This window comes from Clostridium saccharobutylicum DSM 13864, assembly GCF_000473995.1.
Taxonomy (GTDB): domain Bacteria; phylum Bacillota; class Clostridia; order Clostridiales; family Clostridiaceae; genus Clostridium; species Clostridium saccharobutylicum.
In genome coordinates, this window is record NC_022571.1 from 4,980,554 (window position 1) to 5,006,300 (window position 25,747).

Genomic DNA, 25,747 nt, shown 5'->3' on the forward strand with positions numbered 1-25,747 from the left:
CATGAAAGTTATATTGAATAATATTTTAATTTTTTGTATATATATCATTAATCCAAATTTTTTGACTATCATTTTCCAATGGTTATTTTTCCCCCTATGACATCAGTTCCACATTTCTTATTTTATATAACTTTAATTGTAATATCTTTTCCCAAAAAATAACTTTTTCCAACAAAAAATCAAAACAAAAAATCAAAACAAAACATTCTAAACTTATAAGGTGAGCAGTGACCATATTTATTCTATAGCCTAAATGAAAAAACTATATACTACACTTATCACATAATTCTAAGTTATTGTATGTTCTGCTATTAATATATAATATAATCTATAACTAGATATTTTTTTGAATTTTTTTCCAAATAATTGTTGCAAATTTCTGTAATTATTATTAACATAATATTATAGGAGTGTGAGTACGTATGGGCGTTAATGATATTATTAAAGTTGGTGATAATATTAAATCTTTACGAAAAGAGAAAAGAATATCTCAAAAGGATATGGCAGCTATACTTAAGATACCTTACTCAACATATTCAAATTACGAAAATAATAATAGAGAACCTAGCGCTGAAATGTTAAATAAAATAGCAAAAGCCCTTAATGTTAATTTATCTTATCTTCTAGGAATCCAAAGTCATCTTAAAAATGCATCTACAGTACATAGATGTTTACCTGATGATAATGAAAGTATTAGTAAAATAGCAAGTATTATAAAACTATGTGGATTTAAAATTAATTTTAATGAATTCATAGGAACAGATGATGAAGCTGAAGAGTCCCTTAAAATTGCTATTGAAAATGATACAATTCCTCTAGTCTATATTAATGATGAAAAAAACACCTTGAATTTAACTAATTCTGAATTCAAAGAATTTACTGATAAGATTTTGCACTATGTTAAATTTGAAATGAACGAACTAATTAAAAATAAATAATAACTGATATTTTTATATAAATATAATTCCACTAATTTAACCTATTATACATATCTAATAGGACTGCACTTTTTATAATACAGTTAACAAAATTAATCATAGTTTTTATAACGCAAAAAGATTGCAGAAAAACTTAAAAGATCTGACTCCTATTGAATATAGAAATCAGATCTTGGTTTGATAATTTTTATTTTTTCATCTGTCTACTTGACAGGGTGCAGTTCAAATTACTGTGGTTTTTTGCTACACTATTTTTATGATAATTCAAAAGCTCCAGTATAAAGTTGATAATATTTACCTTTCTGTTCAATTAAATCATCATGATTTCCTCTTTCAATTATTCTACCTTGATCTAGTACCATAATTACATCAGAATTCTTAATTGTAGAAAGCCTATGAGCAATTACAAAAACAGTTCTTCCCTTCATAAGCTTATCCATACCATCTTGAACAATTTTTTCTGTTCTCGTATCAATGCTAGATGTTGCTTCATCAAGTATTAAAACTGGTGGATCTGCTATAGCTGCTCTAGCGATTGTTAATAGCTGTCTTTGTCCTTGAGAAAGATTTCCTCCATCCCCTGTAAGAATTGTATCATATCCCTTTGGTAGATGTTTTATAAACTGATCTGCATTTGCAAGTTTTGCTGCTACATGCACTTCCTCATCACTTGCATTTAATTTACCATATCTGATATTATCTGCAACAGTTCCTGTAAATAAATGAGCATCTTGAAGTACTATGCCCAATGAACTTCTTAAATCCTCTTTTTTAATCTTATTAATGTTAATACCGTCATATCTAATTTTTCCATCTTGAATATCATAGAAACGATTAATTAAATTAGTAATAGTTGTTTTTCCTGCACCTGTAGCCCCTACAAAGGCTATTTTTTGTCCAGGTTTTGCATAAAGCTTTATATTGTGTAATATAATCTTCTCATCATTATAACCGAAATCGACATCATCAAATACTACTTCACCATTAAGCTTTGTATAAGTAGTTGTACCATCCCTATGTGGATGCTTCCAAGCCCACATTCCAGTACGTTCCTTACATTCTTCTATTTCTCCATTTTTATTTTCTTTTGCATTAACTAAAGTAACATATCCTTCATCCATTTCTTTTTTCTCATCAATAAGCTTAAAGATACGTTCTGCTCCTGCTAATGCCATTATAACAAAGTTAAATTGTTGAGCCATTTGGTTTACTGTTTGACTGAAAGTTCTTGTTAATTGTAAGAAAGCTGCAAGACCTCCAAGAGTAAAACCTCCAAAACCTCCAATTGCAAGAACTGAACCAAAAATAGAAACAGCTACATAATTTATATATCCTATGTTACTCATAATAGGCATTAAAACATTAGCGTATTTATTTGCATTATTTGCACTATTAAAAAGCATATCATTTAATTTATCAAAATCTTGCTTTGCTTCTTCTTCATGGCAAAAGACTTTTACAACTTTTTGACCTTCCATCATCTCTTCTATATAACCATTAACTGCACCTAAATCCTTTTGTTGAAGTCCAAAGTACTTTCCACTTTTAGATCCAATAAATTTAGTTACTTTAAGCATTAATAGGATAATTAATATTTCAATTACTATTAGTGGCAAACTTAGACGTATCATAGCAATAAATACACCTATAACAGTTATAATTGCTGATAACAATTGTGGTATGCCTTGGCTTATCATTTGTCTTAAAGCATCTGTATCATTGGTATAAAGACTCATTAAGTCTCCATGAGCATGAGTATCAAAGTATTTTATTGGCAAAGTCTCCATATGAGAAAACATATTATCTCTTATTTTTTTTAGTGATCCTTGAGAAACTATTATCATCATACGGCTAAATGCATATGTTGCAATAACTCCAACATAATAAATCAATGCCATACTAGTTATCATTTTAAGCAATGGTCCAAAATCTTTTTGTTGTGTATTTAATAATGGTGATATATAGTCATCAATTAAATTTTTTAATAATGTTGTACCAATAACATTAGCAAGAGAACTTATGATAATAGTTATTACTACTATAGAAAATAACAATTTATATTCTTTAAGCACATACACTAATAATCTTTTTAATGTCTTTAAAGAATCTTTACTCATTTTGGCATGTCCACGTGAGCTACGAGGCCCACGCATAGTTCTAGGCTTCATATCTTTATTTTGACTCACTATTATCAGCTCCTTTCATTTGAGATTCATAAACTTCACGATATATAGCATTGGATTCTAACAACTCATTGTGAGTTCCAAAGCCATCTATTTTTCCATCATCTAATACAATAATTCTATCTGCATCTTCTACTGAAGAAATACGTTGTGCAATAATAATCTTAGTTGTATCTGGAATTGTTTCTTTAAATGCTTTTCTAATTAAAGCATCAGTTTTTGTATCTACGGCACTTGTTGAGTCATCTAATATTAATATTTTAGGTTTCTTAAGAAGAGCTCTTGCAATACATAATCTTTGTTTTTGTCCTCCAGATACGTTGCTTCCACCTTGTTCAATGTAAGTATCATATTTATGTGGGAAATTTTCAATAAATTCTTCTGCTTGAGCTTGTCTACAAGCTTTGATTATTTCTTCATCAGTTGCATCCTTTTTCCCCCATCTTAGATTTTCTTTTATTGTTCCAGAAAATAATACATTCTTTTGTAATACCATTGAAACTTCATCTCTAAGAGTTTCTATATCATAATTTCTTACATCAACTCCGCCGACTTCAACATTTCCATCTGTTGTGTCATACAATCTTGGAATAAGTTGAACCAATGTAGATTTAGCACTACCAGTTCCGCCTATGATACCTATAGTTTCACCCGAATTGATTTTAATATTTACATCTTCTAAAACACATTTATCCTTATTTTTGCTATATGAAAAACTAACATTATTAAATGCTATAGATCCATCTTTTACTTCACAAATTGGATTTTCACAATTTGTTAGATCACTTTTTTCATCTAATACTTCTATAATTCTTTCTGCTGATGATTTTGACATAATTACCATTACAAATACAAAAGACATCATCATAAGACTTATCATTATATTAGTTGTATAAGCAAACATACTCATTAACTCTCCAGTTGTCATTGTATTCGAAACAATCATCTTTGCTCCAAGCCAAGATAAAAGTAAAATACAAGTATAAACTGCAAATTGCATTGCTGGTGCATTAATTATTATTAACTTTTCAGCTCTTATAAAGAATTTATATAAAGTTTCAGATGCTTTGTAAAACTTATTTGTTTCATGATCTTCTCTTACATAAGCCTTTACAGTTCTAATCGCAGTTAGATTTTCTTGTACACTTGCGTTTAGATCATCATACTTCTTAAAAACTTCCATGAAATATGGATGCGCTTTTGTCATTATAAAATACAATGCAGCACCTAAAAAAACTATTGCTCCCAAAAATACTAAGGCTAATTTTGCATTGATATAAAAGCTCATTGCCATTGCAAAAATAAGCATAAACGGTGCTCTAACAAACATTCTTATCAACATTTGAAACGCATTTTGAACATTTGTTACATCTGTTGTAAGTCTAGTTATAAGTCCAGCTGTAGAATACTTGTCTATATTTGAAAAAGAATATTCTTGAATGTTGTAATACATTCCTCTCCTCAAATTTCTTGCAAAACCAGTTGATGCACTTGCGGCATATTTCCCCGATAAAGCACCACATGCAAGAGATATAAATGATACGCATATCATTATAGCTCCATAAATATATACATATTTCATATCAGCTTTGTTTACTCCATTATCAATTATTAATGACATTATAAGTGGAATAATTGTTTCCATTATTGCTTCAAGGCCAACAAATATTGGAGTGAGAATAGTATCTCTTTTAAACTCCGCTATATAATTTGTTAATTTTTTTATCATAATCTTCCTCCTTATTTGTTAGGTTTCTAACTAATAAATGTTTAGGCACAATCAAAAAAATAACAAGTCCATCTGACAGCATATTTTTCATCATTCTTCGTCAGCAGATTGCCCTAATAGGCTCGCTATAAAGCCAATCTACCTCCTTGTCTGATAAAAAATATTCATGACAGATTGGACTTGTTATTTTCTTTCATGTGCCTTAAAAAAATTGCATTAATCAGCAATTTTTTCTGACAATCTATCAATTAAAGAAATTAATATATGTATCTCATCTTCGTTGAGTTCCTCTTTTAAAGATTTTTCAAACGCAACGATAAAATCATATACATTTCTTTGAATTTCTAATCCTTTTTCTGTAGATATTATCTTCTTAAGCCTTGCATCTTCAGAAACGCTCACCCTTTGTATGTATCCATTCTTCTCCATAAGCTGAAGTACACTAGTTACTGAAGAACGTCTAATATCAAGTTCTTCTTCTATGTCCTTTTGTAATATATCCCTGTTTCTAGAATGATAGCATATATATCCAAGAATTCTAGCTTGAACGCCTGTCAAACCATACTTTGAAGCTTCTTTATCTATTCTTCTATGAATTCTCTTAGCTAGTATACCTACCTTTTTACCAATACGTATTTCACTATCCATATTTTCTTCTCCTATCAATTTGTTAGGTTTCTAACAAATATCATAATTTAAATCAGTTTATTTGTCAATAATACATTTTCACTTTATATAAAATTCAAAAAATATGAGATTGCTACACTCTTGAATATCATTAATAACATTTTTACAATCAAAAGTAAAACAACCTCATATCACTAATTACATAGCTATTAATATTTAAAAACAATTCGCTTACAGCTTAAATAATTTCTTTACAATTTTTACTCTTTAAATTTTAATCCCATGAATCATTCATTTCCAACAGCCTCATTCTTATATATTTTTCTGTCTTTTCTAACTAGAAATATAGTTCCAATAAGAATAAAGGTAGCCATAATATATGGTAGATTTATCTGTTTATCAAATAGGTAGCCAGCCATAATAGGTCCAACTATACTCCCCATACTAGTATAAGTTGTGTTCAATCCAGAAACAAATCCCTGTTCATCACTTCCAGCTTCATTTGAAAGCAATGTGGTTACTGTTGGTCTTAAAAATGAATTAAATGCAAAGAATATTGAAGATACTATTAAAAGATAGATAAAATTAACTTTTACTATCATTAATAAAAGTCCAATTGCACTCATTAGTAACGAAAATCTAATCAAATTATGTTCACCAAAGCATTTTATTGCTTTTTCAATAAGCCACATCTGAGTAACAATACCAATAGCCGCTCCTAATGTTATTAAAATTGAAATATCTCTCGATGTAAATCCATATCTATTTTCAACATATAAAGAATAAACCGTCTCAAAACTAATTAATCCTAAAGTCATCACAAATATAATTAATAGATATCTAAAATATGATTTACGAACAGATTGTACAAGCTGATTAATTATAGATTCCTGCTTTTCTGATTTCTTTGCCATATTTCTTTTTTCTAAAGATAAAGTTTCCGGTAATATAAAAGTTAATAAAGTTGAAATAAAACTTAGCGCTGACGCAAAAAAATATGGCATTCGTATTCCATATTGAGCTATAATTCCTCCTATTCCAGGTCCCAATACAATTCCCAAATTCATTGCAGCACTTAAGTACCCCATTCCCTTTGCACGAGTTTCTTTTGTAGTAATGTCTGCTACATATGCAAGAACAGAAGGAATCATAATTCCCACTCCAATTCCTCCTACAATTCTAGCTATATATAGAAGCATTAATGTGTGTGAAATTGCAAATATAAAATCGGAAATAACCGTAAAAAATAACCCACATAAAATCATTATTTTTCTTCCATGCTTATCTGATAAACTTCCACCTATAGGTGAAAAAACAAATTGTGCCGCTCCAAAAGCAGCTACTAAATACCCTGCTGCAGTACCAGCTGCATTAAATTGTTTTAGATAATCAGGTAATATAGGAATAACCATCCCTTGACCTAATAAAGCAATAAACAAATTAAGCATTAATAAGAACAGCGGGAGCATTTTTCTAGTATTTGAATTAGACATTTTGACCTCCTAAGTTTTATTTAAATATATAGTTCACGCAATGTAAACTATTATAAATTTAATTTTAATATTTGTAAATGTAATTTAACATTTATGGAATATACCGTAAAAAGTAAAATCTCATGCTAATTCTTTCATATAATATTATACATATTTTATTGATTATAATATTTCACTTATGAATTACAGTAATAATCTAATCTTGAACAAGAAAATCTGCTTCGCAGACTGTGAGTTTCGTCTATTTCTAAAAGTTATCTATATATTTGACTGCATTATAATTTTCTAAAAAATAAAAAAGCTACAGCCATTATTTCTCTAGACTGTAACTTTTACATAATATTATTATAAGGCACATTCACATAAATATTAAGTCCATTTACCAACCTATTTTCCATCATACTGCGTCAGCAAATTGACCTAATAGACCCACTATGAGGACAATTTACCTCCTTGCCTGATAAAAAATATCCATGTCAAATTGGACTTATTATTTGTTTTCATGTGCCTGATATTTCACAAAAATTATTTTATATGGTGTTTATACTAACATTACCTTATAAATTGACTTATCCAGTTAAATATATATTTTTTTATTCTTTTGTATATAGATTATATGGCATCATCCTACTATAGACTTATTCTCAATTATATTCATGTATATATTGTACTACTTGTCTATACGTAATATATAAAATGCTGAAACATTATATACATATTACCATTGTAACAATCTATCTATTTCATTTTCCTGTTCACTATCTATTGTTATAGTATCCTTGTTTTCTTCAGCAGCTATTTCATTAGATGTGTCATTCGTAATATTTTTTACAGGTGATGTAATTATGGTTGATCTCATTTTCTCAGCTATCAATATCGTTATGTATGCTGAAAAATCTAACCCAAGAGACTTTGCTTCTTTTGAGGCAAACTCTTTAATATGAGGTGCTAACGTAATTGTAGTCTTTATTTTTTTACACATTCTTACTCTTGCCTATTATGTCGTATGTTTTAACATTAACCATTTGGGCATCATCCAACACTTTATAATCACTTAAATAATCCCTAAGTAATAAAGCTCCTCCACCTATAAAAACAAATCTTGAATATTTTGATTGTTCTGGGAACGCCTGCTTTACAGCATTTATTATCTCTCCTGCTCGAATGCTTAAAACATTATCTATGTCTTCTGCTACATTCACATCCTTACCTTCTACAAATATAGTTTTATCTGCAATTATCTGTTCAGCCTTCATTCGATTGGAATAATTTACACCATACTTGGACAATTCTTGAAGCAGAACATCATAAGTAGCATTTACACCTAACGGATAGGTCCTACCCTCTTTAAATTGGCCATTACTCATATATGCTATGTCTAATGTACCTCCGCCTATATCTACTACTAATGTATCTCTTTCCACCAAAGATTTATCATATAAAAACAATCCTGCTGATTGAGGAAATACAATAACTTTAGTAATAGTAAAACATCTATTTTCTCCATTAAGCTTCATAAATACTCTTCTATTTTCAAGAGCTTTTATTAATGAGCTTTTTTGCTCAGCGAAAAACTGAGCAGGAAGTCCAGTTATAATTCTAATATTATTGTCTATTGTAGAATTCATAGTAGCGGCTATAGCTGTATATAAACAAATATGAAAAATTCCATCTTTATCTCTAGATTGTTCAGTACTAGTAAAACCATCATCATTACCAATCAAATATACTTTATTATTATACTCTACTGTATATTTAGCCGTTTCTAACTCATGAATCTTTTCTTTTACTGTAGACGAAAAAGATCCCTCCATGCTTTGTGCGATAAAGTTTGTTGTATTGTAACCTATATCTGCACTAATTCTCATTTTTTAATCCCCCTTTTTCATTTAAATATCCTATTAGAATACTTTTGTATGGCATTTATACCACTGTTTTCTTATATATAACTCATCTAAATTAAATGTATATTTTTTTATTCTCTTGTATATTCTTCATATGGTATTTATACCTCTATCACCTTATGAATATTAATGCACGTATATATTGTATTAATTGCCTATACATAATATATAAAACAATATCTCTATTCTTTTAACTTATCTAAACCTAAATCAATTTCTTCACTTAATTCAGATTTATTAATTGTTTTCATTAAGTTAAAAAGCATGAATTCGGTAATTGTCATCCCTTGTTTCCGTGCCATTCTTTTTATGGCCATCTTCTGCTCTGTCGTAACTCTAAGCATGATCGTTGCATCTTTCATCATGTACCTCCTAGTCTACATAATGTATATAATGTATATATTGTATTTACAATATATACATTAGCACAACTAGTCCGAAGTTTTTGTAAAAATATGGAATGCATATTAAAGAATCACTCGACTTGTTTCGTATTATTTTATTGTTTATCATTTAATTGTAGTACTTCTAGAAATATTTTGATTTGCAAAAAATAAGAAGTATCTGCTTAGATACCTCCTATAATTCTAATTTTTATATAATCTACTTTTAAATTTATTATGTTATGCAAATTCAAAAAATAATAAATCAATCTGATCTAGAGTCCTATTTTCCACCATTCTGCCTCAACAGATTGACTTACTAGACTAGCTATGAGATTACGCTGCTCCCTTTTATGAAAATAATCATGGCATTTTGGACTTGTTATTTTCTTTTATATGACTTATTATTTGTTTCCTGTTTGTTCATTTTGATTTGTAGCTTGTCTAACATTAATGTTTGAAATAGTTTGATTATCCTTATCTGAATATGTTATTTGAAGTATGTCACTTTCCCCAAAGAAGCCGTTTCTTTGGGGAGTTACATCCCAAATTTAAATTACGAATTGTTTATATAAAAAAACACTAGATATTATATCCAGTCTAAATAGTATTTCTTTTAACATATTCTATATAATTTTATACAGATTTAATCTCATCAATATATTTTTGCAATTCTTTTAATTTCATTCTTCTTTTCTTTATCTTCTCATTAGATTCATTAACTATCTTTTTCACATCAACAGGATCCCCATAATTAATTTTATCTTTTAGCTCAGCTTCAGCTATCTTTATTTTCAAACTATTTATTTGGCTGGCTATTGCAGAATATAGTACATCAATCTCTTTTATAACTTTTTCTGCCGCTTTCTCTTTTGCAACTTCATTTGATATTTCTCTATCCATGTCTTTCCCCCCTGATTATCCCTTTTTACCATATATATGTACTGTCTTGTAATGATATGATTTATAAAAATAACATTTCATATTATTAATATTTCCAATAAATTAATTATCAAATATTTGAGTAGCTTCATATAATATTTTAGTAATAATGAAAAAAGTTTTTAATAATTTCAGCTTCTGTTAGCAGCTGAATGATAAATATTAATTATAGGAAGGAGTAGTTTTTACAAAATTACAAGAACATATATTATACGTTATTTAGAAGGTGAATTAATATGGCAACAAAACCACAAATTTTACGTCCAGGGGATACAGTGGGAATAGTTACTTTAGGAAGTCCATTATATGAGAATGTTATTAATGCTCGTATACAAACTCTTCAGAATTTTGGTCTTAAAGTAGTTTTAGGGAAATACGTATATTCTTATAATGGATATCTTGCAGCCACAGAACAACAAAGAGCTTCAGATTTAATGGATATGTTTAAAAATCCTGATGTAAAGGCGATTATTCCTTCAAGAGGTGGAGTTGGTGTTGCAGGCATTATACCGTATCTTGATTTTTCTGTTATCGCACAAAATCCTAAAATTGTTACAGGATATAGTGATATAACAATTTTACTAAATGCTTTGTATACATTAGCTGATTTAATTACTTTTCATAGTCTTCTTTTAATAGATTTTGAGGCAACCACACCTGAATACAACTTTAACCAATTCTTTACTGCAACAGCTACACTCACCTCACCAAGGCAACTCGAAAACCCTCCTGAAATCCCTCTAATAAGTAGAGTTCCTGGAAATGTAACAGGTCCTATAGTAGGCGGTAACCTTACATCCTTTGTAGATAACCTTGGTACTCCATTTGAAGTCGATACAAAAGGAAAGATAATCTTAATCGAGGATGTTCATGAACCTGTTAATACAATCTACAGATATATTAACCACCTAATATTAGCTGGTAAATTTAAAGATTGTGCAGGTATTATTATGGGAGAATGCTCACAGTGTGTAACTGCATATGATAAGTCATATGACGACTTAATTGATGAAGTTATGGTACCACTAAATAAACCTCTAATGACAAATTTAGCATCAGGGCATGGCAAATACAAAATGGCTATACCTATAGGTGCTCAAGCTAACCTCAACACTTATAACAATACATTAACAGTGCTTGAACCAACAGTTCATATATAAGAGTATATAAAAGATTTTTTATATACATTGAATCATTTTTTAATTCACATTTTTTATTTTTTCACAAAATAAAAGAGTGTCGCAAAATGATTAAATTCTAATCAGGAGCGATGCCCTTTTTCGATTTAAATTAGTTAATTTCCAAACATTTAAAATTCCACATCAATTATTTAAAGATTTCTGACTTTTAAGCGCACTTAGCCTAGTCACTTTATTCCATAATTAGACAGCAGGTTTTAATTCATGAAGATGCTTATGAGTTCCTTCATTTTGTATTTTAGAATGTAATTTGTTAATGTTGTAGCGAAAACAAAGCAAAATAAATTCAGTCTTGACACTATTTTTTCCACGTGTTAAAAATCTATTGAATTCATAATCACTTTTTAGAACTCCAAATGCCCCTTCGACCTTAATAGATCTATTCATTCTCAATTTAGTCCCAAATTCAGTTGTAATATTTTTATAGGATATTTCACGTTTTTTCACAAAAGTTTTTGGAACCTGCATTTTTCTATTCCCTTTTGCTTTTGTACACTTTACTTTATAAGTACATTTATCACAAGTTTCACATTCATACACAGTAACTTCGGACTTGTATCCACTTGCGGATTTTCTGTAAATAATAGCAGTCGGTATCAATTTTCTATGATTATTGCAAATATAAAGATCAGATTGAGCATCGTATTTCATATTTTCGCGTTTACTTATATCATTTTTAAAACTTCTTTTTTTCCACTTTTCATAAGTTTGTGGTTTTATGTATGGAATTTGTTTGTTAGATTCTAAAAATATAACATCTTATAATTCTTCAAGGTTGATAATTTCAAAAAGAGCAAAAGTCTTCTGAAACATTTTTGCTTCATTTTTTTAAATAACTTTCTTCCAGACAAATGTATAACAATTGGCATTCGCCTCGATTTTAGTACCATCAACAAATACATTTTCAAATAATATTTCTTTTTGAGTTGCTAGATATTTAACTTGTTGATAAAATAAATCTTCAACCACTTCATTTGAAAGATAGTTTTTACTAAATCTACTAACCGTAGTATGATCAGGTGCTTTATAGCCTTGAAGTAATCACTAAAATTTATATCTCTTTTACATGCTTTTTTTATTTTTCTGCTTGAATAAATATTTTGAGAATAAGCATAAGATATTATTTTAAACATTACTTTAGGTTCCACTGCCGGTTTTCTTCCAACGGAAAAGTACGCCTTATATAATTTCTGTAATCTAATCCCTCCAACACGTGGCTTAGCAAGCGTACAGAATCATCTTCAGGTATTAAGTTTTCTAAACCTAATGGTAATATAAGTTAAAAATTATCATTAAACTCATTATAATTTTTAATGTATGATTTAGTTAGTTGCATAATTTAATTATACAATCAATGTGAGTTCTTCAGAATTTACATTTTTTTATATCTAAAAAGTGAGCCGCTACAAAACTAAACTATGTTAGTTTTGCAACAGCCCCTTAACAAATTTAAAATAACCAATTTAATTTCTATATAGTATACTTAATTCATAACCTAAGTTGTATGTTGAAGTAGATTGGTCTACTCACCCTTATTATTTAAAATACTGATTACAACCCCCACATTAATAACTCTTTTATTAATATGTTAACTAGTTTTTTATTAAGTTTTTTACTAACCTTGTAGATACTAAGCATTCTTCACCATTTATCATTTTTATAATTCTATTATGCATGTCTATTTCTTTTATAAGATGTTTATTAACCAAAAAAGATCTGTGACATCTATAAAATCTCTCATCTAATTTATCTTCAACTTGCTTCATTTTTGCATAAAATTCTACTTGTCTATCAATGGCATGCAAAACAACTTTATGTATAGTAGTTGAAGTTTCAAAAAATAAGATTTTATTGTATTCAATGTTTATAATTTTATCGTCTGCTTTTAGAGTAAAATTTTTCTGTAAATCTGTAGCTTTAGACGAATATTTTTTATTTGCATTTACAATGCATTGATGTATTCTTTCTCTTACATTATTATAGTTATCTTTTATAATATAATCCATGGCTTCCACCTTATATATAAAGGTAAGATAACTCATTTCAGCATGAGTAGTTACAAATACAATAAAGCCTCTTGGATCATATTCTCTAATTATTTCTGCTAATTTTATACCATTAATATCAGACTTTAAATCTACATCTAAAAAATACAAGCCAGATACATCATTATTTTTTAAATAATCTATAACACCCTTAGGATTCTCTGTAGACAAAGTCATTTCCATATCAAAATTTTCTATCATAATAATATCTTCAATTGCTTTTGTAAATTTTTCTCTTTGTTCTTTATTATCTTCACAAACAAATACATTAATCATAATACATTCCTTTCTTTGTATACATGTGCTATTTCTAAGTTTTGAATAAATTCACCATTTTCTATTAAAGTATCTAAAGAAATATTAGTATAATTATTAATTAATTCCTTTAGGTTACTAAGACCCAATCCACGATTTTTTCCTTTAGTGGAAAATCCACTTTGAAATAATTTATATATAGGAGGTGTGTCTTCGGGGCAGCTATTTATAATTGCTATTACTATGGATTTATTTTTGTTTACAAGAGCCACTTTTAAAGAAGGGTTAGTACATGTTAAAGCTGCATCTACTGCATTGTCAATTAATATACCAATAACTCTACAAAGATCAATTATCTCCATATCTATCATTTCAATAGATTCCATAACATCTATAAATACATCGATTCCAAGTTCCTGTGCTCTTATTAGTTTAGAAGACAAAATTCCTTTTAACTCTAGAATTTTTACATTTTTTAAAAGACCTATTTTAAAGTTATTTGATTCAATTCCTTTACCTAGTGGAATAATCTTATTCTTAAAATATGATTCAAGCCCATCAATATCCCTATTTTCTATATACCCCAACATAGATGAAAGAATATTGATATAATCGTGCCTAAATACTCTCATTTCTGTGTAAAGTTTTTCTAAATTAATTGTATATTCCTGTAAACTTTCAAATTCATTTTGTTTATTTTTCAGTTCAAGTTCTTTAGTAATATTACGAATTAATATGTACATTATTACAAGTAACAATATAAAATAAATAAAAAATAAGGTGCCATTCAGTTCTATAATTTCAGTGGTAAAACCATTATTACTTCCCAAAATAATGTTTGTATAAAATATTATAAGAGTTAATAGTAAACTTACTATAATTAAAATTCCAAACTTCCTCTTAAACTCAACTCTTGATAATTGTATTTTTTTATTTATTAAGATTCCTATCAATTTGCTTATAATAAATATCATTATACAATCTGCTAGAAAAAATATTATATACATGATATGATTTTGAAAATCTATATTGAAATTCATACCAATAATAAACATTCTAATAAAGCTTACTATATAATCTGAAATTACAGCTACTAACGTAGAAAGTAAAGATACTATTGCACCAATAACTGGCTTCTTATTTTTTCTATATAAAAAAATTATAGCTATAATATTAATTGGTATAAACGATAAAAAACGCCAATACACATAAATAGGGATTGTTGCCACTTGAGTTATTCCAATCATTATTAAAAGTTCTTTTTTAGTAATTTTGAAATCTGCTAAATTTACTATTGATATGTATATAAATACAATTGTAACTAAAGCACCAATAAAATTTTCCATAACATTTTTCCTTTTCAAACCTTTTATTAATAAAATTGTACCATAAAAATCTTTACAATAAAAACCAGAAGACTGTAACTAAACCTAATTACAATCTTCTGGTTTTTATTTATTAACATTTTGCTTCAATAATTGGATTGGGATTTTTGTTTCATATATTCCCCCAAAGCAACACTTTTCCATTGCATTTTCACTTAGTTTTATTGAAGCCTCTCCTAAAGAACATGCCATCTTTTCAGCTATTTTGTTAAATAAATTCTCTTTCATACTTTTCATAATTTCTATATCCCCTTTTCATTAAACTATATGTTATTGGTAAAATTACTATAACTGCAGAAATTGCAGATAAACTCATTAAGGTTTTTATTACATTGCTTGGAATTAATAGTGCTATTATCATTAAAACTATTCCTATTGTTATAGCTTCTTTTTTTCGCTTCTTTCTTAAATTAGCTCCAATTAGTGGATGATTTTCTGTATCTGCAGGAGCATATTTATATAACAATATATTTACTATTGTAAAGATAATAAAAACTGTAAAATTGTTAAATTTTAAATAATAACTTAAGTAAGATCCAAGTACAAATATACTTAGTGAAACTAATGTACATATAAGGCTATTTTTTGCATGAAGCCCAAATGCATTTCTTCTTATACTTGCAAAAATTAATGACATAAATATAGATTCTTTTAATAAATTAAATCCTGCTGCTACGGTAAATATTACAATAAACTTTGATATATTAATAAGCAATATTTCAAGACCTAATTTCATTTTTTGTAGTTCTAATCCTTCTTTGTGCAAATAAGAATTTATATTATTTGTAATGATTTCAGCTATTTTTTCCATAAGACTTATTTGAACTTTAGTTTTATTCTTCATATCCATCACCCAAATATATTTTAACACTTATTAGTAAAATATTTCGTATACATAATATATTTTATAAAATGGAATACTAAATGAATTGTATTTTTATTTTAAAGTAATAAATGTGCATATTTTTGTAATTAATGATTTTTTTTAATAATTAAAATATATATAGAAATTATAATTATAATGCAAAGAATAATTAAACTCATAATAGCTCCATATATTATTGGAGGCATTGGAAAAATCATCGCAGCTGCTAAAATTACAAAAAGAAGCATTAAAACTACTAATAAGGTTTCTCTCATGCTAATATATACCTCCTACTCTATTTTTTATTAGTACATATGAAAGAAAATAATAAATCAATACTATCATTTAAGCTATCATATTAACTTATTATTTTCTATAATGTACCTGAATTTCTCTTGGCATTGTCTAATTCTAGACTGCTACAGATTCATGAACCTCTTTTTCATTATTAAAATTGGCTTGATATAACTTGAAGTATTGACCTTTTCTTTTTAACAACTCCATATGAGAACCATAGTCTAATATTTCTCCATTGTCTAAAACAATAATCATATCTGAATCTATAATTGTAGATAATCTATGTGCTATGACTATTCTTGTACAGCCAATATTTTTGAAATAATCTGATACTTGCTTTTCATTAATATAGTCCAAAGAGCTTGTAGCTTCATCTAATATTAATATTTTGGGTTCATTTAAAATAGCTCTAGCAAGAACTATTCTCTGCCTTTGACCCCCAGATAAGTTCATTCCCATTTCAGAAATTATAGTGTGGTAACCCATTGGCATACTTTCAATTTCTTCTGCAATTTGAGTTATTTCACATGCCTTTTTTATTTTATCCATATCTATATCATTCCTGCCCATGGATATATTCTCATATATAGATTTATTAAACAAAGAAACATCCTGTGGCACAATACCTAATTGTCTTCTTAAATATTTCTTATCCAACTTATTTAATGGAATCTTATCAAATAGAATATCTCCTCCTGTTGGCGAATAAAGGCCCACTAAAAGTTTTGCTAAAGTGCTCTTTCCTGAACCGGATTTGCCAACGATGGCAACTTTTTGTCCCCTTTCAATATTTAAACTTACATTTTTAATAACCTTCTCAGATTTAGATGAATATGCAAACGAAACATTTTCCAATTTAAGATCACCAGTAATATCTTTTTTTATAAGTGACTTTGAATCATCTTCTTTTTCTGTATTTATTATATCTCCCAGTCTTTCTAAATACACACTGCTGTTAACAAAACTGGTCCAAGTGTTAAACACTGAATGAGCTAGTGAAAAAAATGTACTACTTAAAGAATAAAATGCCATTACTTGACCAATAGTTACATAACCTTTTATGTATATAGATATACTTACACATAAAATAATTACTGGAGATACAACTTGAATAAATGAAATCAATGTATTTACATAATTATTTACTCTTTCTTTAGTATTATATTTGCTTAAATAAGAACCATACTTTTTACTCCAATTTTCAAAAATATCATCTTCTATTGCAGACATTTTAATCCCAAGAATAGAAAAGATTGATTCTACTTGTACACCTTGAACTTTGCTTTGTTCTGATAGAAGATATTTACTAAATTCAAACATCATTGGCTGAGTTAATGCAACTAAAACTAAATTAACACCAAATATTAAAAATGCTATTAATGCTAATAATACTGATTGCTTATACATATAGTAGCTTATAAATAGTACAGCTCCGCAATCAATTAATCCATTAATCATCTGGTTTGCAAAGGTTTCTCTTATTACAAAACAGCTATTCGCAGAGAACAGTACATCTGATTTATTCCTAATATCAAAGAACTTATACGGTACTCTTAATAGATGGCCAAAAACCGTACTATTAACATTCTTATCTATATGAACTTTTAATTTTATTAAATTAGTATTCTTTATATAATTAAATAATACATACACTACACAAAATAGCCCTAAAAATATAGTAGAATCTCTAACATAATTTATATCCTTTTTTAACATTACACTATCTAATAAGTTTTGAATAAATATTGGCATACCAAGCGTTAAGAAGTACGATATTATTGAAAATATTGCTATCTTTATATAAAGAGATTTTTTACTTGATATTATTGGTATAAAATCAAACCATATGCTTTTTCCCTTCTTTTTAGGCATGAACTTTTCATTGGGCTGCCCAGATAGAGCATATTGTGAATAAGTTTCTTTAAGCTCCTTAAAGCTTATTTTTCTTCTTCCATATCCAGGATCTAAAATAACAGCATATTTTTCACTAATTTTCTCCAATACAACAAAATGATTATTATCCCAAAAAAGAATAGCTGGCAATTTTATATCTTTTAATCCTTCAGCAGAGCTTTTATATACCTTAGTATCAAAATTTAATTTATCCATAAGTTGTTTTAATTGCAGCAACGTACTTCCATCTCTTCCTACGTCTAAATGTTCTCTAAGTTCCTGCATTGTTTGATAACTTTTGTAATACCTTAATATCATTCCAATACAGCAAACCCCACATTCTGTTTGTTGAAGTGGCTCTATATACGGTACTTTTCTTTTAGTTTTTACTTTCATATATATAATTCCTCCTTATTCAGAATTATTAATTTTTATCTAAGATCTCTTTTAGCTATTATAAAAGAAGCAACACTAAAAAATATAATACTGCTGACTAATATAGCGTAAATTTCATTGGTTGAGTAAGATTGCATTTGAAAACCGTTAGTTGCTAATTTAAATGGAACATTCTCTACAATCCTTTGTATAACTCCAACCTTTAGCTCTTTAGCAATAATATTTATAAAGTTTGATACAAAATCATTAAATAATACAAATGTAATCATAAATGTAAATTTAAAGTTTAATGTTACAGACATAATTAACATTGCAAAGGATCCTATTGAGGTAGCATATAAAATAAAAATGGGGATGGAACTTTTTAAATCTAAATTAAATGACCCTATTTCTATAACTTGTGCTATACATAAAAATATTTTATATATAAAACAAAGCAATATACTAATTGCTAATAAAGTTATATATTTAGAAATTAGGACCTGCACTCTTGTAATTCCCCCTGTAAAAATTGTTTTATAGGTTTTATTTTCAAAATCATTTGTTAATACATGCGAAAAGTATATTATCATAAGCATTGGAATGAGACTCATCATCACTCCCTTTGTTTTATCTACCTCCATGTGATAAGGAGGAACTAAATATAACAAAACTAGTAAAAATGCTATACATATTATATTAACTTTATTAAATAACATTTTTTTTAATTCCAAATAAGGTAACTTGAATACTATAGACAACTTAAATCCCTCCCAAACTTTATCCAAGACTTTTCTTGGAAATAATAAAAATTGATGGTATTAAAAATATACTTCCGTATGCTAGCATAGCTATCAATTCCACATTCGTAAACTGCCACATTTCAACCCAAGTATATATAAGATAATTAGGTAGTTTAGTAATTATCTCATCAATAATACTTAGACTTTTTTTTGAATTTAGCATTATAAATAATGGCATGAAATATTGAAATACTGCAAAGAAAAGGAAATTATAAACTAAAGTAGAGTTCTGGCTCTTTGTGATTAAAGTTATTAGTAAACCAAATGAGCCAATAACTAAACTGATTATTAAGTAAATAATTAATGCATAAATTGTATTTTCATTAAATATATCAGACATACTAATAGTACCTGTCAAATTATATATTATGACTATATTTAATAGACGACTAATTATTCCAAGAAACAACCCAAGCTGCATAATGACAAGTAATTTTTCACTTAAAATTTCAACTCTTGTAAATATTCCAGTAAACAAAATCTTAGCTGTTCCAAACTTAAACTCCTTAGAGAGCATTACACTTGAATAATATATAATAATGAAAAGTACAACTCTAAAAAATTCAAACTGATAATTTTCTGGTAAAAAGGACTTCGGTTTACGATGAATCCAAAGTAGTACATAAAAAAGTGCTACTAAAACGCTAATCCAAAAACCTTTGGTTTTAATAATGTTTCTAAAATCTCTGTTTGCAAGCCTTATGACATTACTCAATTACATTCTCCCCCATACTCTTAATAAATTTTTCTTCTAAGCTCACCTTTTGTTTGTACATTCCTTTAACAACTATCCCAACTTGAATAAGCTGAGGTAAAAAGGATTCTGCTTGTTTGTCTGTTATTTTCACATGTACTTTTCTTTCATCTATAATTACTGCATCAATAGACTTTGAACTAAAAAACTCAACTAGTTCTCCTGTCTTATCTGTTTCAAAAATAAAGGCTTCATTATTTGCATCTATGCTTTCATGCATATTTACTTCTTCAATTATCTTCCCATTCTTTATAAAGAGAACTCTATCACAAATTGCTTCAATTTCAGTAAGTATATGGCTTGATATAAGTACACTAATATTCTTTTCCTCTGTAACATACTTAATAAACTGTCTAATGTGAGGAATTACATTAGGATCTAATCCATTTGTAGGCTCATCCAAAATTAATAGTTTTGGATATCCAAGAACTGCTTGTGCAATTCCTAATCTTTGTTTCATACCTAAAGAATATTTTTTAGTCTTCTTATGTACATAATCCTTAAGACCAAGAAGTTTAACAATCTCATCTACCTCCTCCTTGGAAATCCCTCCAAATACTTCTGAAAAATACATTAAGTTCTCATACCCTGTAAGATTTGGATATAATCCTGGCGCTTCTATAACACATCCTACCTGCTTTTTGTATACTTTTTTATTCATTTTTATATCTTGTCCATCAATTAATACATTTCCTTCATAGTTATTTATAAGACCTACTATAATGCTCATAATTGTAGTTTTTCCTGCTCCATTTGGCCCAACCAATCCAATAATTTCTCCTTTTCTTATAGAAAAATTCACATTATCTAAAACAACCTGATTTTTATATTCTTTTCTTATTTTTTTAACTTCTAAAATATTATTATCTTCCATGTTTATTTCACCAACCTATCTATATTATAATTTTATTGTTTTGGAATAGATTCTATTAAATGTTGAAATGTACTCTTATTAAATAATTCATTGTCTTTCCAAAATTCAAATTCATAATTTGGGCAAGATTCATACATTTTAATGTTCTTTTTCATACTAGAAAAAATCAATTCAAGAGAATCATCACTTTTTACCTCTTTTTTTCCTGTTAAATATTCAAAAATTATTTGAGAATACTTATCTATCTCCTCTTTCATAAAATCATCATCATCTAGTTGTCTAGGTGAAAAAATATTAGCGTTAAATTTCTCTACAGTTTTTAGTCCTAAAAAGCTCATTGCTGTATTTAAATAATTTAAAGTAAATTGAACACCATTTCCTGTAGATGTCGTTAAAGCCATGGCTGGTTTTCCAGCAAGCCTCATTAAATGCATCCAATAGGTAATACGGTCAAAAAATATTTTCATATCTCCACTTATATTGGCACCATAAATAGGAGTACCAAGAATTATAAAATCTGATGCTAACATTTTTTCTTTTATTTTATTTAAATCATCTTCTCCTTCCAAATGACATTTACCTGTATTAAAACAAGATGTACATCCTAGACATCTTTTTATATGACTATTTTGAGGATGATACATGTTAATATTTACATTTTTACCTGTAAGCTCTAATACCCTGTCTAAAATCAAATTTGTAAATCTTAAGGTATTAGATGACTCTCCACCTTGACTTCCAATATATACAAATATATTTTTCATTTATTTCTCCTTTACAAAAAGTTATTAAAACTTCTATCCTAATCTCAATATTTCTGGCATTATATCTGGCTTATAAAATTGCAATAAACCATATCCAATTCCTGTTGGACCTAGCATAAGACTTACATTTTCTGTTTGTTTAAAATTCCCTTGCTTAAAACTTTCTATGAAATATTCATTTATAAATACATCCAATGTAGTTTCACATTGTAATTTTAATGTACTATCATTTAATACATTTGCAGCATAATGTAATATGCGAAGATTACCTATATCCCCATGGCATAAACAGTAATCCATTCCAAAGCATTCTCTTTTAGTTGTTTCCATAGCAATTGAAATTTCTTTTCTAATTTTCTCATCATCATATCCTGCTTCAACCATCATAAGTCTGCTTAATAGAATTCCCGGAGCTCCATGACACCACGCATAAGATATTTCATCCTTAGTTAATTGTTTCTTCCAGTTATTGCTCTTTTCATCAAACATAGATCTTTCATAAGAAAGAGAATCTTTTACTATTTGTAAAATTGAATCTTCTTTTGTAATGCTATATAATCTCATAAGCTGTGCTTCTATTCCTGCATTGCCATGAGAATATCCAACATAGCCTTCTTCTCCCCATGTAATTCCTTTTTGATTCTTCAATACTACAATACTATCTTTAAGCTCTTTAAATATAGTATTGCAAAGACTTATAAGTTCCATTTTTAATTCCTTATTTTCTGTTTTTTCATAAATTGATAACATTACACCTAGTGCACCAGCATATCCAGAAATAATATCATGACATTGAGTCTTTCCAGTAAGTTCTTTCATAATTGAAATTCCTTTTTGTACATAGTCTAATAATTTCTGATTTTTTAGAGTATGGCCTATATGGAATATTGAATAAAGCCATCCACTTATTCCAGAAAAGGCCCCTATTTTTTCATTAGTAATATCCTTAAGTTCATCTAAATACCTTATTATTGGTTCTATCGCTTCAATGGCAGCTTTCTTATACTTTTCTTCTCCTGTAGTTGATCCTAAATATGCTAAAAATAAAGCGATGCCACTATTTCCAGCATAAAGGTCCATTCCTACTGGTGTAATAAAAGATGCCTTTTCTCCAATTTCTATTGATCCAATCCAAGTTCTATCTATAACTCCATCTTTTCCTCCAACAATACTTTTTTCTATTATATAATCACCAATTAAATTTGCTGTGTTTAGTAGTTGGAGTTTGTTCAATTTTAAGTTAACTTTTTCTTCTTGAAAGTTTACTTTAGTAAATATTCTTCCTTTATTTTCTGATTTATCAATGAAGCTAATATCTATAAGAGCCATTTGTCGATCTAAATCCTCTTCAGTAACTATCTCAATTTTTTCAAGTATAGAGTCTAGCGTTGTCTTTTTATACCTGAACTCTATTTCTTCTTTTCTGCTATTTAGTACTATATTTCTATTTACATAGGTACTAAAATAAGGAACATCTCCAATAAACATATCATTAAGCTCAGATTCAATAATTTCTTTTCCTGTTCCAATCACTCCAATTCTATGAAGATATACATCTCTATCTGTTTGATTTCTTAATAAATCAGGATGATAGCTTGTGCTTAATAGTTGACAGTATACATTAGTAGGTCTAAAAATCACCCTACATATACAATCTTCAAATAATTCTTTTATTTTATCAGCGTACACCTTTTTATTTCTAAGTATCCATCTATATAAATTTTCAAATCCTTCTTTTATTTCTTTTATAAAAAGATCTGAAGCTACTTTACTTCCATTTATAATAGGATTGTTCATCTTTGCTTCTATGATTCCATATCCTTCTTCTACACAGATTTCATCTGTATCATGGTCTTTAATGAAAATACTCTTAAAAGGAGCTTCCTGATTACTTTCACCACATAATCCTCCAACTTCTAAAACCTTATCTGTCTTATTATTTATAATTTGAGTTGGTAATAATGCTATCCCTTTTACCGAATTGCTTATAAGCTTCATTGCCTTTGCATCTGCTGAAAGTTCTTCTACATTACCATTAAACATATCTGGGTGTAATAATGTTTCTAAATCAATTAATATTGGATATTCACCTTGTGCAATTAAATTTTCATAATGGAAGTCTTTAGCGTTAAACATATATAATATATTTAATAATTGACCAGTTCTAATATAAAAATTCTTTACTTGCTCTTCAGTGCTACATTCTATATTTTCTATGCACTCCATCCAACCGACACCATTAACTGTATGTAATTTACAAGCCTTTAACTCCTTAAATCCTGGTATTTTCTGCTTATTAATCCAATCTACAAACTCACAAAATCTATTTTCTAAATCCAATAGTCTAGGCTTATAAATAAGCTTAATGCCTGAACTAAATGTTATAACTCCTACAGTTTTACCCCTGTTATGTGTATCTCCTTCACCCAAGCTTATATTAGCTATTTTTCCAATAACCTTACCTTGACCAAAGTTTTCTTCTAATGATTTCATTTCATTTCCAGTACTTTCAATAATCTCCTTCACATAACTAAAAGTATTTCTAACTGTCAAATCCATTAAACGAGTTAATTCAGAATACTCACTGTATAAATTCATTAAATAGTCCTTATCTCTAAGCAATACTTTTATAAAATATCCTGCTTTTTGCTTTGGTGTATCGCCAACTAATCTATTTTCCATTCTTGCAACATTAGTTTCTAAAATAAGGACTTTAAATGCTAATTCATATAAATTTTTTACTGTTGTTGAAAGTATTCCGAAAAACAATTCTTCTTTATCTTCTATGATTAAACTTTTTTGAATAAATTCATATAAATCTTCTGAATAATATTCAATAACTGGTCTGAAAAAATAAGTCCATTGATATTGCTTTTGTATTTTATCAAACATAAACTCTAGGTTACTTTCTCTATTAAAAGCATTATCAAATAATTTATAAGTGTTATCTGCATTACTATTTTTGTAATAAGCTTTTTCTAAATTACTAAGTTCTGTTTTAGATGAATTTTGTAATAACTTTTTAAAATCCTCTACACTTTTTACTTCTGGAAATAGTGTCATCCAAAAATTAACTACATCATCAAACGTAATATCAATATTTTCTTCTAAACTTTCTTCACTATATACTTCTTTACTCTTATCCATTTAAATTTCTCCTTTTTTACCCTAATTTATAAAATGCTATTATTTTTCATTTTTAATTCATAAATATAATTCTATAAATCATTACTAATGTATCTCTTTATTATTTATTAAGTATAATTTTATAACTTAAGTAATTATAAAATTTAATATAATAATAAATTGCTATATTTTTATAATATCTGCTCTTTTTAAAGGTATTTTTACTATTTATTAAAGTTATAAATCACTTTTTCACTCATCTATATCTTTTTTAACAAGGTCCACTAGTATTTAATTGACACTTAGCTGAAACTGTTATAATAGCTCCACAGTTATATCTTTGAGTAAGTTTTTCATTCTCCACTGCTCCCCAAGCTGTAACTTCTGTTATTGCACTAATTCTTTCAAAGTTACCACCTACTAATCCAACAATATCTTGTTCTCTAATTTCTTCTACAATGTCTCCTACTGGGTTACTAACTTTATAATTAGTTTTATTTCTTAATACTGGGTTCTTTATTAAATTTAATAATCGCATTATTGCTATCCTCCACTTAACTGTTTATTTGTATAATTTAAACAAAGTTATATATATTTCATTAATTATGTATCTTATTTTATACTTTAAAGCTTGATAAAACTTAACATTATAATAAATCAATCCATTGTTATAACATCTGCTTTTAAGCTCATAAATTGGCGCATTTATGAGAAACATCAATGCATTTTTTATTTTTACTTTTCAATACACTTAAGTACAAATTCTTCTAATCTCTAAATCATTGTGAAATTGTTGCTTTGAAAATCATGCAATATATTACAAACAAAAAAAGAGCCCTATATAAAATGATACCTATAGATTGGACACATGAAAAAAAGTGTTTAGTCTGTAGGTATTTTTTTATATAATAGA

23 protein-coding genes and 1 pseudogene are annotated in these 25,747 nt (G+C 27.7%); 3 read left to right on the plus strand and 21 right to left on the minus strand.

Annotated features, from left to right (window positions below; all coding sequences use genetic code 11):
* The first annotated feature begins 422 nt into the window (after positions 1-422).
* Positions 423-938 carry a helix-turn-helix domain-containing protein gene (locus CLSA_RS21300; RefSeq protein WP_022750706.1) on the plus strand — a complete coding sequence of 172 codons (516 nt, stop codon included), beginning with the start codon at positions 423-425 and terminating at the stop codon, positions 936-938.
* 91 nt (positions 939-1,029) lie between these two features.
* Positions 1,030-1,119, plus strand: a complete 90-nt coding sequence (locus CLSA_RS24630; protein ID WP_140395216.1) for an IS3 family transposase — start codon at positions 1,030-1,032, stop codon at positions 1,117-1,119.
* 73 nt (positions 1,120-1,192) lie between these two features.
* Here the strand turns inward: CLSA_RS24630 and CLSA_RS21305 are convergent, their stop codons facing one another.
* From CLSA_RS21305 to CLSA_RS21340, 8 genes are all read right to left on the minus strand, one after another.
* Positions 1,193-3,091, minus strand: a complete 1,899-nt coding sequence (locus CLSA_RS21305) for an ABC transporter ATP-binding protein (RefSeq protein WP_144079391.1) — start codon at positions 3,089-3,091, stop codon at positions 1,193-1,195.
* A gap of 19 nt (positions 3,092-3,110) precedes the next feature.
* Positions 3,111-4,850 (minus strand): ABC transporter ATP-binding protein, encoded by a 1,740-nt coding sequence (locus CLSA_RS21310; RefSeq protein WP_022750708.1) that lies wholly within the window; start codon positions 4,848-4,850, stop codon positions 3,111-3,113.
* 216 nt (positions 4,851-5,066) lie between these two features.
* Complete coding sequence (locus tag CLSA_RS21315) at positions 5,067-5,498, minus strand: MarR family winged helix-turn-helix transcriptional regulator (protein ID WP_022750709.1); 432 nt, start codon at positions 5,496-5,498, stop codon at positions 5,067-5,069.
* Positions 5,499-5,764: 266 nt separating this feature from the next.
* Entirely contained in the window at positions 5,765-6,970 is a 1,206-nt protein-coding gene (locus CLSA_RS21320; RefSeq protein WP_022750710.1) for an MFS transporter, read from the minus strand.
* Positions 6,971-7,688: 718 nt separating this feature from the next.
* Entirely contained in the window at positions 7,689-7,952 is a 264-nt protein-coding gene (locus CLSA_RS21325; RefSeq protein ID WP_022750711.1) for a hypothetical protein, read from the minus strand.
* The gene (locus CLSA_RS21330) at positions 7,945-8,838 is read right to left on the minus strand and encodes a ParM/StbA family protein (protein WP_022750712.1); all 894 of its coding nucleotides are present in this window, start codon (positions 8,836-8,838) and stop codon (positions 7,945-7,947) included. Before CLSA_RS21330 ends, CLSA_RS21325 begins: the two co-directional genes overlap by 8 nt.
* 218 nt (positions 8,839-9,056) lie before the next feature.
* A complete protein-coding gene (locus CLSA_RS21335; protein WP_022750713.1) occupies positions 9,057-9,236 on the minus strand; it encodes a type II toxin -antitoxin system TacA 1-like antitoxin in 180 nt (59 codons plus the stop codon).
* 657 nt (positions 9,237-9,893) lie between these two features.
* Positions 9,894-10,160, minus strand: coding sequence for a hypothetical protein (locus tag CLSA_RS21340; RefSeq protein WP_022750714.1), 267 nt, complete (start codon positions 10,158-10,160; stop codon positions 9,894-9,896).
* A gap of 275 nt (positions 10,161-10,435) precedes the next feature.
* Between CLSA_RS21340 and CLSA_RS21345 the strand changes: the two genes are divergently transcribed.
* Complete coding sequence (locus CLSA_RS21345; RefSeq protein WP_022750715.1) at positions 10,436-11,359, plus strand: S66 peptidase family protein; 924 nt, start codon at positions 10,436-10,438, stop codon at positions 11,357-11,359.
* Positions 11,360-11,581: 222 nt separating this feature from the next.
* On the opposite strand, the pseudogene CLSA_RS23010 reads toward CLSA_RS21345, so the two are convergent.
* The 13 genes and pseudogenes from CLSA_RS23010 to CLSA_RS21400 all read right to left on the minus strand — a co-directional run bounded on the left by CLSA_RS23010 (position 11,582) and on the right by CLSA_RS21400 (position 25,372).
* Positions 11,582-12,674: pseudogene (locus CLSA_RS23010) on the minus strand (transposase).
* 316 nt (positions 12,675-12,990) lie between these two features.
* Positions 12,991-13,719: a LytR/AlgR family response regulator transcription factor gene (locus CLSA_RS21355; protein ID WP_022750718.1), complete on the minus strand. Its 729-nt coding sequence runs from the start codon at positions 13,717-13,719 to the stop codon at positions 12,991-12,993.
* Positions 13,716-15,044 (minus strand): sensor histidine kinase, encoded by a 1,329-nt coding sequence (locus CLSA_RS21360; protein ID WP_022750719.1) that lies wholly within the window; start codon positions 15,042-15,044, stop codon positions 13,716-13,718. The genes CLSA_RS21355 and CLSA_RS21360 overlap by 4 nt, the downstream gene beginning before the upstream one ends.
* Positions 15,045-15,149: 105 nt before the next feature.
* Positions 15,150-15,320 carry a cyclic lactone autoinducer peptide gene (locus CLSA_RS23015; RefSeq protein WP_140395213.1) on the minus strand — a complete coding sequence of 57 codons (171 nt, stop codon included), beginning with the start codon at positions 15,318-15,320 and terminating at the stop codon, positions 15,150-15,152.
* Complete coding sequence (locus CLSA_RS21365; RefSeq protein WP_022750721.1) at positions 15,292-15,927, minus strand: accessory gene regulator B family protein; 636 nt, start codon at positions 15,925-15,927, stop codon at positions 15,292-15,294. Before CLSA_RS21365 ends, CLSA_RS23015 begins: the two co-directional genes overlap by 29 nt.
* A gap of 128 nt (positions 15,928-16,055) precedes the next feature.
* Positions 16,056-16,223 (minus strand): hypothetical protein, encoded by a 168-nt coding sequence (locus tag CLSA_RS23550; protein WP_022750722.1) that lies wholly within the window; start codon positions 16,221-16,223, stop codon positions 16,056-16,058.
* A 136-nt stretch (positions 16,224-16,359) separates the two neighbouring features.
* Positions 16,360-18,534, minus strand: coding sequence for a peptidase domain-containing ABC transporter (locus tag CLSA_RS21370; RefSeq protein WP_022750723.1), 2,175 nt, complete (start codon positions 18,532-18,534; stop codon positions 16,360-16,362).
* Positions 18,535-18,569: 35 nt separating this feature from the next.
* On the minus strand, positions 18,570-19,274 hold the full coding sequence (locus CLSA_RS21375; RefSeq protein ID WP_041716411.1) for an ABC transporter permease: 705 nt from the start codon (positions 19,272-19,274) through the stop codon (positions 18,570-18,572).
* A 19-nt stretch (positions 19,275-19,293) separates the two neighbouring features.
* A complete protein-coding gene (locus CLSA_RS21380) occupies positions 19,294-20,031 on the minus strand; it encodes an ABC-2 family transporter protein (protein ID WP_022750725.1) in 738 nt (245 codons plus the stop codon).
* Positions 20,024-20,944 (minus strand): ABC transporter ATP-binding protein, encoded by a 921-nt coding sequence (locus CLSA_RS21385; RefSeq protein WP_022750726.1) that lies wholly within the window; start codon positions 20,942-20,944, stop codon positions 20,024-20,026. The genes CLSA_RS21380 and CLSA_RS21385 overlap by 8 nt, the downstream gene beginning before the upstream one ends.
* A 32-nt stretch (positions 20,945-20,976) precedes the next feature.
* Positions 20,977-21,708 (minus strand): flavodoxin family protein, encoded by a 732-nt coding sequence (locus CLSA_RS21390; RefSeq protein ID WP_022750727.1) that lies wholly within the window; start codon positions 21,706-21,708, stop codon positions 20,977-20,979.
* 33 nt (positions 21,709-21,741) lie between these two features.
* Entirely contained in the window at positions 21,742-24,855 is a 3,114-nt protein-coding gene (locus tag CLSA_RS21395) for a type 2 lanthipeptide synthetase LanM family protein (protein WP_022750728.1), read from the minus strand.
* Between the two features lie 250 nt (positions 24,856-25,105).
* Complete coding sequence (locus tag CLSA_RS21400; RefSeq protein ID WP_022750729.1) at positions 25,106-25,372, minus strand: plantaricin C family lantibiotic; 267 nt, start codon at positions 25,370-25,372, stop codon at positions 25,106-25,108.
* Positions 25,373-25,747: the final 375 nt, after the last annotated feature.